16 protein-coding genes and 1 other RNA gene are annotated in these 13,056 nt (G+C 62.8%); 7 read left to right on the forward strand and 10 right to left on the reverse strand.

Annotated elements, in window-relative coordinates:
* The 3 genes from hflK to FJ492_RS05075 all read right to left on the reverse strand — a co-directional run bounded on the left by hflK (position 1) and on the right by FJ492_RS05075 (position 2,814).
* Positions 1–1,116, reverse strand: coding sequence for an FtsH protease activity modulator HflK (hflK, locus tag FJ492_RS05065; RefSeq protein ID WP_140502488.1), 1,116 nt, complete (start codon positions 1,114–1,116; stop codon positions 1–3).
* 166 nt (positions 1,117–1,282) lie between these two features.
* Positions 1,283–1,801 (reverse strand): dihydrofolate reductase, encoded by a 519-nt coding sequence (locus FJ492_RS05070; RefSeq protein WP_140502486.1) that lies wholly within the window; start codon positions 1,799–1,801, stop codon positions 1,283–1,285.
* Positions 1,801–2,814 carry a DUF4424 domain-containing protein gene (locus FJ492_RS05075; protein WP_140768809.1) on the reverse strand — a complete coding sequence of 338 codons (1,014 nt, stop codon included), beginning with the start codon at positions 2,812–2,814 and terminating at the stop codon, positions 1,801–1,803. The genes FJ492_RS05070 and FJ492_RS05075 overlap by 1 nt, the downstream gene beginning before the upstream one ends.
* Positions 2,815–2,994: 180 nt before the next feature.
* On the opposite strand from FJ492_RS05075, the gene cobF reads away from it, so the two are divergent.
* Positions 2,995–3,756: a precorrin-6A synthase (deacetylating) gene (cobF, locus tag FJ492_RS05080; protein ID WP_140747379.1), complete on the forward strand. Its 762-nt coding sequence runs from the start codon at positions 2,995–2,997 to the stop codon at positions 3,754–3,756.
* A gap of 44 nt (positions 3,757–3,800) precedes the next feature.
* Here cobF and FJ492_RS05085 read toward each other — a convergent pair whose 3' ends face one another.
* From FJ492_RS05085 to FJ492_RS05110, 6 genes are all read right to left on the reverse strand, one after another.
* Positions 3,801–4,142, reverse strand: coding sequence for a winged helix-turn-helix domain-containing protein (locus tag FJ492_RS05085; protein ID WP_127279684.1), 342 nt, complete (start codon positions 4,140–4,142; stop codon positions 3,801–3,803).
* A gap of 74 nt (positions 4,143–4,216) precedes the next feature.
* On the reverse strand, positions 4,217–5,329 hold the full coding sequence (gene modC, locus FJ492_RS05090; RefSeq protein WP_140768811.1) for a molybdenum ABC transporter ATP-binding protein: 1,113 nt from the start codon (positions 5,327–5,329) through the stop codon (positions 4,217–4,219).
* Complete coding sequence (modB, locus tag FJ492_RS05095) at positions 5,326–6,030, reverse strand: molybdate ABC transporter permease subunit (RefSeq protein ID WP_140768813.1); 705 nt, start codon at positions 6,028–6,030, stop codon at positions 5,326–5,328. Before modB ends, modC begins: the two co-directional genes overlap by 4 nt.
* 26 nt (positions 6,031–6,056) lie before the next feature.
* On the reverse strand, positions 6,057–6,851 hold the full coding sequence (modA, locus tag FJ492_RS05100) for a molybdate ABC transporter substrate-binding protein (RefSeq protein ID WP_140768815.1): 795 nt from the start codon (positions 6,849–6,851) through the stop codon (positions 6,057–6,059).
* Between the two features lie 241 nt (positions 6,852–7,092).
* Positions 7,093–7,887 (reverse strand): thymidylate synthase, encoded by a 795-nt coding sequence (locus FJ492_RS05105; RefSeq protein ID WP_140768817.1) that lies wholly within the window; start codon positions 7,885–7,887, stop codon positions 7,093–7,095.
* A gap of 173 nt (positions 7,888–8,060) precedes the next feature.
* Complete coding sequence (locus tag FJ492_RS05110; protein WP_140768819.1) at positions 8,061–8,372, reverse strand: DUF2853 family protein; 312 nt, start codon at positions 8,370–8,372, stop codon at positions 8,061–8,063.
* 167 nt (positions 8,373–8,539) lie between these two features.
* On the opposite strand from FJ492_RS05110, the gene ssrA reads away from it, so the two are divergent.
* Both ssrA and FJ492_RS05120 read left to right on the forward strand, forming a co-directional pair.
* Positions 8,540–8,900: a transfer-messenger RNA gene (gene ssrA / locus FJ492_RS05115) on the forward strand.
* A gap of 328 nt (positions 8,901–9,228) precedes the next feature.
* Positions 9,229–9,666, forward strand: coding sequence for a VOC family protein (locus FJ492_RS05120; protein WP_140502479.1), 438 nt, complete (start codon positions 9,229–9,231; stop codon positions 9,664–9,666).
* Between the two features lie 141 nt (positions 9,667–9,807).
* On the opposite strand, the gene FJ492_RS05125 is transcribed toward FJ492_RS05120, so the two are convergent.
* Entirely contained in the window at positions 9,808–11,013 is a 1,206-nt protein-coding gene (locus FJ492_RS05125) for a multidrug effflux MFS transporter (RefSeq protein ID WP_140768821.1), read from the reverse strand.
* A gap of 185 nt (positions 11,014–11,198) precedes the next feature.
* Between FJ492_RS05125 and FJ492_RS05130 the strand changes: the two genes are divergently transcribed.
* The 4 genes from FJ492_RS05130 (at position 11,199) to FJ492_RS05145 (ending at position 13,055) form a co-directional block, all read left to right on the forward strand.
* A complete protein-coding gene (locus FJ492_RS05130; protein WP_140768823.1) occupies positions 11,199–11,888 on the forward strand; it encodes a TetR/AcrR family transcriptional regulator in 690 nt (229 codons plus the stop codon).
* 146 nt (positions 11,889–12,034) lie between these two features.
* Entirely contained in the window at positions 12,035–12,571 is a 537-nt protein-coding gene (locus tag FJ492_RS05135) for an SspB family protein (protein WP_140502475.1), read from the forward strand.
* A gap of 11 nt (positions 12,572–12,582) precedes the next feature.
* Positions 12,583–12,834: a DUF4169 family protein gene (locus FJ492_RS05140; protein WP_140768825.1), complete on the forward strand. Its 252-nt coding sequence runs from the start codon at positions 12,583–12,585 to the stop codon at positions 12,832–12,834.
* Positions 12,831–13,055, forward strand: coding sequence for a ribbon-helix-helix domain-containing protein (locus tag FJ492_RS05145; RefSeq protein WP_140502472.1), 225 nt, complete (start codon positions 12,831–12,833; stop codon positions 13,053–13,055). The genes FJ492_RS05140 and FJ492_RS05145 overlap by 4 nt, the downstream gene beginning before the upstream one ends.
* Position 13,056: the final 1 nt, after the last annotated feature.

The raw sequence follows: 13,056 nt of genomic DNA on the forward strand, positions 1-13,056 counted from the left end.
TCACTGGGTACCTCCCGTGCGCGCGGCGGGGGCAGCCGGCGCCGGCGGTTTCGGCTGCAATGCGGGCAGCGGCAGATAGGGCAGGACACCTTGTCCGTTGCCCTGCTCGACGATGACCTTGCTCGAGTCCTTCAGAACCCTCTCCATGGTTTCCAGATAAAGGCGTTTGCGCGTGACATCGGGGGCCTTGGCATATTCGTCGTAGACGGAGATGAAGCGCTGGGCCTCACCTTCGGCTTCCTGCACCACACGGTTCTTGTAGGCGGCCGCGTCTTCGCGGACCTGGGCTGCCTCGCCGCGTGCCTGGCCGAGCTTCTGGTTGGAATACTGATTGGCCTGCTCGACGAACTTGTCCTCGTCCTGCTCGGCACGCTGCACCTCGTCGAACGCATCTGCCACCTCGCGTGGCGGCGCTGCATCCTCGATAGAGACGGCGTTGACGTTGAGGCCGGCCTTGTAGCCGTCCAGCGTCGTCTGGATGATCTCGCGCACCGAGGCCGCTATGCCCTGGCGGTCGTCGCGGAAAATGTCTTGTGCCGGCCGGCGGCCGACGGCTTCGCGCATGGCGCTCTCGGCAACCTGCCGCAGCATGCCGTCCGGGTCGGAAACGTCGAACAGGTAAGCGCGGGGGTCGGAGACCTGGTAGGCCACCGAAAACTGTACATTGACGATGTTCTGGTCGCCCGAGAGCATCAGGCCGTTGCCGCTGGTGTTGCCACCGCCAATGTCGACGAGCTGCTCTGAAATCTTGGCCGTCTCGACGGTTTCAAGCGGCCACCAGTGGAAGTGCAGGCCAGGTTGGGAAAGCTCGGCCTTCGGCTTGCCAAAGCGCAGTTCGACCGCGACCTCGTCGGGCTGAACGGTATAGACCGCCTGGAAGGCCCACAGAACGACCAGCACCGCGGCGATCAGCCCAAACACGGCCGGACTGGCGCCACCGCCGCCGGGCAGCGCGCGCCTCAGCCGATCCTGGCCACGGCGAATGATGTCTTCGAGGTCGGGAGGCGACCCCTGCGGGCCGCTCGGCCCCTTGGGTCCCTGCCCCCAGGGTCCCTGATTGTTGCCGCCGCCACCCCACGGGCCGCCGCCTCCGCCACCTTTGTCGTTCCAGGGCATGAATGTCCTTTCGCTTGGAATTCCCTCAAGCGCCGCGGGTACGGCGCAAATCCAGTGTCGTTCTTCTATAGGGACGCCACGGCACGCTTTCAACGCGATGCCCGTCGACTTCATCCGTTTTGGGCCGGTAGCGACCCTTTGTCGTCCTTAAATGCCGTTTTTGTCTTCAAACCATTTCGCGGCGGCGCTCGTAAACCGTATAGCGCGTCGCATGGCTGTCCTTTTCTCCTGACGGAACCCCCTGCGAACTGACCACGTGCCATGTATCAGGGTCGATCGGCGGGAAATACGCGTCGCCGTCCACGGCGGCCAGTACATGGGTGACGTGTAGGCGGTCCGCCAGCGGCAGCGCCTGGGCATAGATTTCGCCGCCGCCGATGATGCAGACCTCGTCGACGCCTGTCATGCAGCGTCCGCGCACCGTTGCCAGCTGGATCGCGGCTTCCAGCGTATGCGCCACCTCGACGCCCTCGGCGCGCCACGCCTTGTCGCGGGTGACGACGATGTTCAGCCTGCCCGGCAGCGGCCGGCCGATGCCTTCATAGGTCTTGCGGCCCATGATGATGGGCTTGCCCATCGTGTCGGCCTTGAAGCGCTTGAGGTCGGTGGAGAGCCGCCAGGGCAACCCACCATCCCGCCCGATCACGCCGTTCTCGGCAATGGCGACGTAGATCGCGACATGCATCAATTTGCGTCCCCGCCATTGCTGTCCGACGGTTCGAGCAGGAGGATATCGATATCGTGCTCGGGATAGAAATCGTGCGCCGTCATCTCGAAACTCGTCGGCCCGACCTTTTTGACGTTATCGCCGCAGAACGAGACCAGGGCTTTCGGGTTGCCCTTGTCGACGGTCAGCTTGAACTTGCCGATGGTGCCCGCCGCCCAGTTGCCGCCGGTGGTCAGGATATAGCCGATGCGGCTTTCGTAGAATTTGGGATAGCCGTCCGCATTGTCCTTCGCCGCCTTGCGCACCGCGTTCTCGAATGTGTCGTCCATGCAGTAGCGGGTCTTGTAGGATGAATATGAGCCCTGGAACTGGCCTTCATTGTAAAAGCTGACCGACGACGTGCCGCCGACGCTCGGCTTGTAGCGGTGCGAGACATGGACGTCCTTGTTGGCCGGAAAGGTCGAGCGCCACCAATAGGTCGAGCGCAACTGCCAGAACGGCGAATAGCCGGGTTTTTGGCCACTGTCGGCTCCGGGATCCTCGATGATGATGCCGCGGTTGACCCAGTCGTCAGCCACCGCTTGCGGCAGCTTCGCCAGCGCCGCCTTGGCGGCATCGCCGAACGGATTGAAGGGCACGTTTTGCGCCTTCAAATCGGCGCTGATGTCGATGCCGAGCGCGAGCACCTTCTGCTCGAGTTTCGGCTTTGCCGGCGCGCCGTCGATCGTCACCTCGAAGCCGAGGAAGTTGTCGCTCTGGTTTTCAGGGATCGCCGGCATCTCTTCGGGATCCCCCGAAATGTCGGGCATCGGGAAGGCCACGATCGCGTCGACATCCTTGTTGGTGTTGTTGTGGAAGACGTAATCCACCGTCACCTTTTCGGGCGAGATGAAAAGATCCTCACTTTGCATCGCCACGGCATCGTTGCGCGACAGGATCAGGCCGCCGGTGCCAAGCTCGGCAACCGAATCATTGGCCAATACAGGCGCCCCCGATAGGGCCAGTACGGTGGTCAAAACATATCGCATCATGAAAGCCCCCTCGGCGAGAAATGCCCGCGGACCCTAGCCCTTTCAATGCGGCGTTTCAAAGCCCTTCCGCGTCAGTGCTCACGCACGCAGTCTGGGCACGTACGCGGTCTGGACAACCCTGCGGTCTGGACACGCATGTGGTCTGGACTAACAGGTTACGATCGGGCAGGAGTTCGCCGCATGCGCAAGCTTCTCGTCATCGGCATCGGCGCCGGCAATCCCGACCACATGACGGTTCAGGCCATATCGGGCCTGAACCGGGCGGACGTCCTGTTTATTCCCGACAAGGGCGCCGACAAGACAGACCTTGCCGACCTGCGGCGCGGCATCTGCGACCGCTTCGTCACCAACCCGACCTCACGCCGGGTCGAGTTCGACGTGCCGGTGCGCGTCGAACCAACGTCTTCCTATCGCTCGACGGTCGACGACTGGCATGAGGCGATCGCCGCCATCTACGAGGGGCTGATCCGCGACGAGATCGCCGGGGACGGTTGCGGCGCCTTCCTGATCTGGGGTGACCCCTCGCTCTACGACAGCGCCCTGCGCATCCTGGAGCGCGTGCGCCTGAGGGGCAGTGTCGCCTTCGAGCTGGAAGTCATCCCCGGCATAACTGCCATCCAGGCGTTGGCCGCCAGCCACAAAACGGCGCTGAACCGCATCGGCGATCCTGTGCTGATCACCACCGGCCGCCGCCTGACCGAGGAAGGCATGCCGGACAATGCCGGCAGCGCCGTCGTCATGCTCGACGGCAAATGCGCCTTCAACACGCTGGCCGACCAGAACCTTTTCATCCAATGGGGCGCCTATCTCGGCACGCCGGACGAGATCATCATCTCCGGCCGCCTGGGCGATGTCGGCGCCGAAATCGAGAAGCGCCGCGACGAAGCCCGCCGGGAAAAAGGCTGGATCATGGACACGTATTTGCTGCGGAAGCAGGAGTAGTAGTGAGTAGTGAAGCCAACCAGCTACTGACTACTGACTGTTCCCTACCCCGCTTCAATCTCGGCCTGCAGCGCATCCATATGCGTCGCCGCCGCGGCGGACGCCGCGCGCTCGATGGCGCGAAAGCGGCTGACCACCGCCAGGCCGACCGTCGTCAGCTGCGCCCCGCCGCCCTTGCGGCCGCCGGTCTGCGCCGAAACCAGCGGCTTGCCGAACACCCGGTTCATGTCCTCGACCAGATCCCAGGCGTGCTTGTAGGACATCTCCATGCCGCGCGCGGCGGCCGAGATCGAACCGAACGTGGCGATGTGCTCCAGAAGCTCGATCTTGCCAGGGCCTATCCGTCCGTCCGGATCGAGATTTATCCGCAAGCTCAGCGACGGCATTTTTGCTCCTCCGCGATCGCTTCAGCTTCGGCGACCGTTATTCCAAAACAATATAGCGGCGATCACCACCCCTGTCAGCCGTCGACCTCGAGCGGCAAGCCGGCGCCGGTGTTCGCCCGGTCGAAGCTCACGGTCTTGACCACCGCGAAGACCTTGTCGCCAAGCCGCAGCTTCAGCGCCTGCCGCGATTGTTCCGTGATGCGAGCCAGCACGGTTGCGCCATCGCAGTCGATGCCGATCTCGACCGTCGGCCCTTCGCCCGGGCTGATCGCGACGATAGTGCCCGGCAAGATGTTGAGTGCACTGAGGCCCGTCGGTTTTTCCGTGGCGATCATCACGTCGCGAGCGCGAATGCGGATACGCACCGGAGCCCCGGGTTTCATCTCAAGGCGCGGCACGCGGATCTCGCCGGCGGCCGAACCGAGCACGGTCATGCCGAAAGTCTCATCGTGACGCAGCACCTTCGTATCCAGCACGGCGCCACCCTCGCCGCGCTCTTCGGCCGGCAACAGGTCGAGCCTTTGCATGACTGCCTCGGTCGGCCCCCTGGCGATGACCTTGCCCTGCGCCAGCATCACCACGTCGCTGGCCAGCCGCGCCACCTCGCCAACCGAATGGCTGACATAGACGATCGGGATCTTCGTTTCGTCGCGCAACCGCTCGATATAGGGCAGGATCTCGGCCTTTCGGGCTTCGTCGAGCGAGGCCAGCGGCTCGTCCATGAGCAGCAGCCTGGGGCTGGCAAGCAGCGCCCTGCCGATCGCCACGCGTTGTTTCTCGCCGCCCGAGAGTTTTGCCGGCCGTCGCCCAAGCAGCGGGCCGATGCCGAGCAGTTCGACAACACTGTCCATATCCGCGTAGCGTTCCAGCGCTGGCGTGAACCAACGGCCGTAGCGCAGATTGCTCATCACGCTCATATGCGGAAACAGGCGCGCATCCTGGAACACCATGCCGATGCGGCGCTTGTGCCTTGGCACGAAAATGCCGGCACCGGTGTCGGCCAGCACGCGGCCGTCGACCTCGATGCGCCCCTGGTCCGGCCGGATCAGCCCGGCAATCATGTTGATCAGCGTCGTCTTGCCCGAACCGGATGGCCCGAACAGCGCCGTCAGCCGTCCGGCGCTCTCGAAGTGGGCGTCGACGGCGAAATCGCCAAGCCGATGTCCGATGTCGACAAGGACGCTCATTCGATGTCCATCTGCCGGCCGACGCGCCGCGCCAGCACTTCCGAGGCGACCAGTGCCGCCATCGAAATGATGATGGAAATCAGCGTCAGCCGCAGCGCCCCTTCGTCGCCGCCCGGCACCTGGGTAAAGGTGTAGATTGCCGTCGGCAGCGTCTGCGTCTCGTTGGGGATGTTGGAGACAAAAGTGATCGTGGCGCCGAACTCGCCCATCGCCTTGGCGAAGGACAGGATGGCGCCGGCGATCAGCCCAGGCAGGATCAGCGGCAGCGTGATGGTGCCGAACACCCACAGAGGGTTGGCGCCGAGCGTGCCCGCGGCCGCCTCCATCTTGCGGTCCACCGCCTCGATCGACAGCCGAATCGCGCGCACCATCAGGGGAAAGCCCATGACGCCGCAGGCAAGGGCGGCACCCGTCCAGCGAAACGAGAAGACGATGCCGAAATATTCGGCGAGGAATGCACCGGCCGGGCCGCGCCTGCCGAAAGTCAAAAGCAAGAGATAACCGGTCACCACGGGGGGCAGGATCAGCGGCAGATGCACCAGCCCGTTGAGCAGTGTCTTGCCCCAGAATTTCCCCCGGGCAAGCAGCAGCGCGATCGCTATGCCCGGCGGCAGACTGGCCAGCATCGCAGCCGTCGCCACCTTGATGGACAGCCGGACCGCATTCCATTCGTCGGGAGTGAGGTCCAGCAGCCAGGTCATGTTGCGGTATCGGGGCCTTTTCGAGCTCAGTTGCTCGGCGTGAGCACGGTGAAACCCTGTTCCCTAAAGAGTGCGCCGGCCTTGGCGGATTGCAGGCACTTCAGGAAGGCCGGTGTATCCTTGTCCTTCGAATCGGCGGTCTGGGCAACCGGATAGATGATCGGCGGGTGTGAATCCTCTGGGAAGGTGCCGACCACCTTGACGCCCTTTTCGGCGTGCGCGTCGGTGGCATAGACGATACCGAGGGCTGCTTCGCCGGTCGAAACCAGCTTCAGGGCCGCACGGACATTCTCGGCCTGCGCCACCTTGCCCTCGACCGAGGGCCAGACGCCGAGCGATTCGAGTGCCGCCTTGCCGTATTTGCCGGCCGGCACGGCCTTGAAGTCGCCCATGGCGAGTTTGCCGTCGCCGACCAGCTTGGCGAGATCGAAGCCCTTCTCGATCTTGGCTTCGACAGTCGAATCCTTCGGCGCCACCAGCACGATCTTGTTGCCGAGCAACTTCACTTCCGTATTGGGCCTGGTCAGCTTTTTGTCGGAGAGATATTTCATCCAGTCGAGATCGGCCGGGATGAAGACGTCGGCCGGTGCCCCGCCCTCGATCTGCTTGGCCAGCGCCGAACTCGCGGCATAGGAGACGGTCGCGGTCTCGCCGACATCGGCTTCGCAGGCCTTGTTCACCGCGTCGAGCGCGTCCTTGAGGCTGGCAGCCGCGAACACCACGACCTTGTCCTCCGCGTGCGCTGCCGGGCTAGCCGCCATCAACGCCGCTGCAAAACCGCTAATGGCGATCGTCCTCAACCCGAAACCTTTGCGCGTCACCGAAAACTCTCCCTGGGTTTGAAATCCGGTCGGCTCGAAGCCTGCAGGCCGATATATCCGCATGGATATAACAAGGGAAGGCCTGGCATTGCCGGAATGCACCTGTTCGAGGGTTGTTCTGCTAAGATCTTCGATCGCCAACGAAGCCGTCGCGACCTCAAGCTCGAAAAAAGGGTAAGGAGGCCTATGCCGTGGTCAAGGCTTCGGACGTGATGGTCGGCATCGACTGAAAAGCCGCGGCTCAGACCGCTATCGGCGCCTTGATCGAGGCATCGGCGACATAGTTTTCCAGCCGGAAATCCTCGAAGCGGAAGGCGAACAGGTCCTTCACTTCCGGATTGATCCACATCGTCGGCAGCGCCCTCGGCGTGCGCTGCAACTGTTCGCGCGCCTGCTCGAAATGATTAGAGTAGAGATGCGCGTCGCCGAGCGTGTGGACGAAATCGCCTGGCTTCAGCCCCGTCACCTGCGCCACCATCAGCGTCAGCAGCGCATAGGACGCGATGTTGAACGGCACGCCGAGGAAGATGTCGGCGGAGCGCTGGTAGAGCTGGCAGGAAAGCCGGCCTTCGGACACGTAGAACTGGAACAGGCAGTGGCAAGGCGGCAACGCCATGGCTTCCACCTCGGCGGGATTCCAGGCCGAGACGATCAGTCGCCGCGATTGAGGATTGCGGCGGATCTCCTTGAGAAGATTGGCGATCTGGTCTATCGAACCGCCGTGGCCGTCCGGCCAGGACCGCCACTGCTTGCCGTAGACCGGACCAAGGTCGCCATTCTCGTCGGCCCATTCGTCCCAGATCGAAACGCCATGGTCCGTCAAGTACTTGATGTTGGTGTCGCCGGCCAGGAACCACAGCAGTTCATGGATGATCGACTTCAGGTGCAGCTTCTTGGTGGTGGTGACCGGAAAACCGCGCGCGAGATCGAAGCGCATCTGGTAGCCGAAGACGGAGCGCGTGCCGGTACCGGTACGGTCGCCGCGATCGGCGCCGTTGTCGAGCACGTGCTGCAAGAGGTCGAGATACTGGCGCATCGGTTCCGGGCTCGATTCGAGATTTCGCCGATCATAGCGCATGTAGGCGCTGACGCCACGCTTGTCTGAAGTTTCCCCATCCAGGGGAGAAACTGTTTCAGCGCTTGCTCTGGCGAACCGGAAACGCGGAAAGTCGCCAGCCGGCCGCCAGAATGGAGTGACCCAAAAAAGTCCTAGAGGGAGCTGAGCTTGCCCAGATCCTTGGCCACCAGATAGTAAAAGGTCACGCGGTTCTTGGTGTTGTCGGCGTGCATCGTCTTGCAGGTCTTCTCGATCGCAGCGTCGGCTTTCGCCCCGTCGCTGACGCCGAGCTTCTTGGCCACCCAGCTCTCCTTGACCCGCGCCAATTCCTTTGGGTCCGTGCAGGACACCAGCGAGGAATCGCGGTTCCTCAGCGCAATGCCGAGATGCTTGACGATCTTTTCGACCGCATCGGCGTTTGCCGCGGCGTCATACTTCTTCACATCCGCAAGATAGTCGGCCATCAAAATTCCCCCTCGTCGGCGCCACGGATCCGATCGATGAGGGCTGTGGCGCTTGGCAACTTGTGCGCTAGGTCGGTAACTCCTCACCGCTCGCAAAGCTTCGGTTGAGACCGCGCCCAAGTCAACCCTCGGCGTCGCGATTTGACACAGGGACAAACCACCATTGCGGCCTTTCATTTCCACGCAACGCCCCCTATATTCGTTTTGTCGGCTTGACCGACTATGGCGATAAATGGGCGATGAAATAAGCCGTTCGGACCCGGGGGCGGTACCCGGCGCCTCCACCAAAAGCCGCTGTCGACGATAGAGCGGTTTTTGCTGGGGGCGAAATAGGATCGACGAAGGTGTAAAGATCGTACTTTTGCCCGGCATTGTACCACCGTTATCGGGCTAAACTTGTAGTTGCCAACGACAACTATGCGGAAGCACGTCTCGCTGCTTAATGCAGTGCGATAGCTTCAAATCAAGCCCTAGGGGTTCGCACTTCTAGGCGGGGTTCGGAGGTACCTGGCAACAGAAACCTCCACTTTTCCCCCTTCAATTTGCGTCACGCACAACGGCTCGTGCCGACGAAACTTCGCGCCTCTTCACCCAGGACGAAGAGCGCAGGCAAACGCTCGACGGGGCCGAGCGCACTTGCCAATCAGTGGCCGACGTTTGTCCGAACTTGGCTACGAATTGGTGATCTTGCCGCTTGCGCCAGTCGAGGAGCGCGTGCGCTTCCTCCTCGACGCTGCTGGATTGTCGCTGACATCGCGAGCATAAAGCGGCCGGACCACCGGCCCGGCCTTTCATGCGCGTTGTTGGAACCCGGCGAAACATTGTGGATTGAACCGACATCTTGGAGATCGGAAACATGGCGCTCAAGCGGATGGACAATGTAGGAATCGTCGTCGAGGACCTCGGAGTGACGATCGATTTCTTTCGCGAACTCGGCCTCGAGCTCGAAGGGCGGGCCACGATCGAAGGAGAATGGGCCGGGCGTGTCACCGGACTGGGCGATCAGCATGTCGAGATTGCCATGATGCGCACGCCGGACGGCCACAGCCGGCTGGAGCTCTCCCGCTTCCTCACGCCGCCTGTCGTCGCGGATCACCGGAATGCCCCGGTCAACGCCCTGGGCTACCTCCGCGTCATGTTCACCGTGGACGACATCGACGATACGCTTGAACGGCTCCGCACGCGCGGCGCGCAGCTCGTGGGTGAAGTGGTCCGGTATAAGGATGTGTATCGGCTCTGCTACATCCGTGGGCCCGAAGGGCTTCTCATCGGACTCGCCCAGGAACTCAGCTGAGCGCCAGAGAGCAGTCGTGAACCCCGGGCAAACGCCGGTTTTGCGCCGGGATAAACGACTGCAGCTTGTGTCGTCCGCAATGCCTCCGGCACAAAAAAGGCCGGGATCGACCCGGCCTTTCCTGATTCATCGAGGGTTTGCCTATTCCGCCGGCGCTTCGACCGCTTCCCGCGAGCGGCCAAGCGTGACCTTCGCCAGCGCGAACGATACCACCGCGCAGAGCGTGATGCCGGCGACCATCGGAAACGGCGTGCCGTCGAAGAACACGCCGGCAACGCCCATGGCAAGCGCGCCGATGGCAAAGTGCAGCGTGCCCATCAGTGCCGACGCCGTGCCGGCGATCTCGCCATGCTCTTCCATCGCCAGCACCGATGTGGTCGGGATAACCAGGCCGAGGAAGCCGTAGCCGACGAACAGCAGGGCCGCCATCACATCGAGCCGGTCGACGCCCGTCGCCATGATGGCGAACAGCACAACCATCGTCGTGGCGTAGCCGGTCACCGCCACCCACACCACGCGCTTCAGCCCGAACCGTTCGGAAAGCAGGCCGGTCAGTTGCGACATGCCGATGAAGGCAACCGCATTGATCGAGAAGAACACGCTATAGACCGAAGGCGACAGCCCATAATGGTCGATCAGGATGAAGGACGAGCTCGACAGGTAGACGAAGAAGCTCGCAATGCCGAAGCCGGCGATCGCCACCAGGCCGAGGAAATTACGGTCGCCCATCAGGAAGCGGTAGCCGGCGAGCGCGGTTCCGAAGGAGGAACCGACCCGTTCTTCCGCCGGCCGCGTCTCTTTCAGCGAGGTGGCCAGGAGAATGGTGGCGAGCACGGCCGCGCCGGTTACCGTCCAGAATACGGCGCGCCAGCCGAAATTCTCGATGATCTGGCTGCCGGTCAGCGGCGCCAGGATCGGCGACACCGAAAACACCAGCATCAGCAGCGACATCAGCTTGGCGGCCTCATTGCCGGTGTGCAGATCACGCACGATGGCGCGCGGAATGGCCATGCCGGCGCTGGCGCCAAGACCTTGCAGGAAGCGGAAGGCGATCAGCCACTCGATGGTCGGCGCCATTGCCGAGCCGATGCCGCCGACCATGAACAGCGCCAGGCCGCCATAGAGCGGCAGCTTGCGGCCGACCATGTCGGAGAACGGCCCAACGACGATCTGGCCGAAGCCCATCGACAGGAAGAAGATCAAAAGGCTCATCTGCACGGCGGCGGTGCCGGCATGCAGATCTGTGCCGATCGACGGCAGTGCGGGCAGATACATGTCGATGGCGAACGGGCCGATGGCGGACAACAGGCCGAGTACGACCGCGATGCGGAGGAATTTGGGACTCATGATATTGGCTTCTTTCGAATCTGGTTATCGCCGCTAGGCGACGTCTACCCCAGGACGTTCCATCCCGTGGGATTCCGACTCCTGGAGAGAATTTATTCGTCCCTCTGGAGTGAAATCCCCTAATGTCGTGTCCACAAATTTAGACAGCCTTGTCTAAATCGTCAATCACCTCTATATAGATTTTCATGAGACCGGGCGTTTCTCCTGACACTTTCCCGCCACGCGGCCACGAGGCCAAGCGCCTGTCGATCGTCGACGCCGCCGCCGGAGTGTTCTGCCGAGAAGGCTTCGCCGGTGCCAACATCGACCTGATCGCGATTGAGGCGGGCGTGTCACGCCAGACCGTCTACAACCACCATGGCGACAAGGAAAAGCTGTTCATCGCCGTCGTGCGCGACCTGACCGAGCGCTGCAACGCCGGCATCTTCGCCACCATTGCCACCTTCCCCGATCAGCCCGGGGATATCGAAGCGGACCTGATCGGTTTTGCCGTGCGCCTGAACCAGAATTGCATCTGCAACCGCGACGGAAAATTCCTGCGCAAGCTTATCCAGACCGAAGGCGAGCGCTATCCCGAGCTCTTTGCCGAGTGGCGTAAACAGGGCCCGGGCCGGACATGGCCGGCAATCGCCGCCCGTTTCGCCCGCCTCGCCTATGGCGGCCACCTCACGATCGACGATCCCGACGTCGCGGCACGCCAGTTCCTCGGCCTCGTCAATGCCGAATTGCAGACCACCTTCATGCTTGGCGGCACGCCGCGCGAGGACGAGGTGGTGCAATCGGCAACGAACGGCGTGCGCACCTTCCTGCGCGCTTTCGGCAAGCGCCCTTCCCCGTCCGGCGCGAAAAAGCACACTGCGCTGGCTAACGCATAACATTTGCGGTTGCGGCGAAGCCGCCTTGCCGATCAAATCGTTGGCAATAGTCTTCGCTTCGGCGCGGCGGCGGTCTATATCAGGTTTACGCCGCGCCCAAGCTTGATTACAGCTATGCGGACGATTCAACGGAACCCGACCACCTCATGGCCGACGACCACATCCGCTACGACATTCTGGCCCAGGAGGCGTTGCGCGGCGTCATGCGCAAGGTCCTGGCCGAGGTCGCGCGCACCGGCCTCCCCGGCAATCATCATTTCTTCATCACCTTCCTGACCGGCGCGCCCGGCGTGCGCGTGTCGTCGCGCCTGCGCGAGCGCTATCCCGAGCAGATGACCATCGTCATCCAGTTCCAGTATTGGGACCTGAAGGTGACCGACACCGGCTTCGAGGTCGGTCTCTCTTTCTCCGACGTGCCGGAGAAACTCGAGATCCCGTTCTCGGCCGTACGTGGGTTCTATGATCCCTCGGTCAATTTCGAACTCGAATTCGACGTCAAGACCGACGCGCAGCCCGACGAGGAACCGGCAGCACCGGCCCCCGAGCCGCTGACCATCGTCTCCGAGAAGAAGCCGAAGGCCGAGAAGAAGGCCGCCGCCGAAGCGGAGAAGAAGCCCGCCGCTGGCGATGCCGGCACCAAGGGCGCAGAAGTGGTCTCGCTCGACGCCTTCCGCAAAAAATAGGCTCGCGGTCCATGGCCGATATCGTGAACCTTCGTCAGCTCCGCAAACAGAAGGCGCGAGCCGACAAGGAACAAATGGCCAGCCAGAATCGCGCCTTGCACGGCCGCACCAAGGCCGAAAAGCAACGCGACCGCCTGATCGCCGACAAGAGCGAAAGGTTCGTCGCGGGCCATCACCGCGAAAAGCCCGGCGAACCAGGCAACCCCAGCCAACCTAACGATCGCAGCCAATCTGGCGATTCCAGCCAATCTGACGGTCAATGAGCGCCGTCGAAAAGCGCTCGGTGACCATTCGCGGCCATCGCACCAGCTATTCCCTCGAAAAACCCTTCTATGACGACCTCCTCGCCATCGCGGCGGCGAGAAAGCTGACACTCGCCGCCCTTGTCGCCGAAATTGACGAGACCCGGCCGCGCGGTGCCAACCTGTCCTCGGCGCTGAGGCTCTATGTCCTGGAGTGGGCGAAGCACGGGACGAACGCCTGAA

It is taken from the genome of Mesorhizobium sp. B2-5-4 (assembly GCF_006441095.1).
GTDB lineage: Bacteria > Pseudomonadota > Alphaproteobacteria > Rhizobiales > Rhizobiaceae > Mesorhizobium > Mesorhizobium salmacidum.

Bases quoted from the DNA above. Each gene is read 5' to 3' on its own strand.
- hflK (WP_140502488.1), bottom strand. From the start codon at position 1,116: ATGCCCTGGAACGACAAAGGTGGCGGAGGCGGCGGCCCGTGGGGTGGC.
- FJ492_RS05070 (WP_140502486.1), bottom strand. From the start codon at position 1,801: ATGCATGTCGCGATCTACGTCGCCATTGCCGAGAACGGCGTGATCGGG.
- FJ492_RS05075 (WP_140768809.1), bottom strand. From the start codon at position 2,814: ATGATGCGATATGTTTTGACCACCGTACTGGCCCTATCGGGGGCGCCT.
- cobF (WP_140747379.1), top strand. From the start codon at position 2,995: ATGCGCAAGCTTCTCGTCATCGGCATCGGCGCCGGCAATCCCGACCAC.
- FJ492_RS05085 (WP_127279684.1), bottom strand. From the start codon at position 4,142: ATGCCGTCGCTGAGCTTGCGGATAAATCTCGATCCGGACGGACGGATA.
- modC (WP_140768811.1), bottom strand. From the start codon at position 5,329: ATGAGCGTCCTTGTCGACATCGGACATCGGCTTGGCGATTTCGCCGTC.
- modB (WP_140768813.1), bottom strand. From the start codon at position 6,030: ATGACCTGGCTGCTGGACCTCACTCCCGACGAATGGAATGCGGTCCGG.
- FJ492_RS05105 (WP_140768817.1), bottom strand. From the start codon at position 7,887: ATGCGCCAGTATCTCGACCTCTTGCAGCACGTGCTCGACAACGGCGCC.
- FJ492_RS05110 (WP_140768819.1), bottom strand. From the start codon at position 8,372: ATGGCCGACTATCTTGCGGATGTGAAGAAGTATGACGCCGCGGCAAAC.
- FJ492_RS05120 (WP_140502479.1), top strand. From the start codon at position 9,229: ATGGCGCTCAAGCGGATGGACAATGTAGGAATCGTCGTCGAGGACCTC.
- FJ492_RS05125 (WP_140768821.1), bottom strand. From the start codon at position 11,013: ATGAGTCCCAAATTCCTCCGCATCGCGGTCGTACTCGGCCTGTTGTCC.
- FJ492_RS05130 (WP_140768823.1), top strand. From the start codon at position 11,199: ATGAGACCGGGCGTTTCTCCTGACACTTTCCCGCCACGCGGCCACGAG.
- FJ492_RS05135 (WP_140502475.1), top strand. From the start codon at position 12,035: ATGGCCGACGACCACATCCGCTACGACATTCTGGCCCAGGAGGCGTTG.
- FJ492_RS05140 (WP_140768825.1), top strand. From the start codon at position 12,583: ATGGCCGATATCGTGAACCTTCGTCAGCTCCGCAAACAGAAGGCGCGA.
- FJ492_RS05145 (WP_140502472.1), top strand. From the start codon at position 12,831: ATGAGCGCCGTCGAAAAGCGCTCGGTGACCATTCGCGGCCATCGCACC.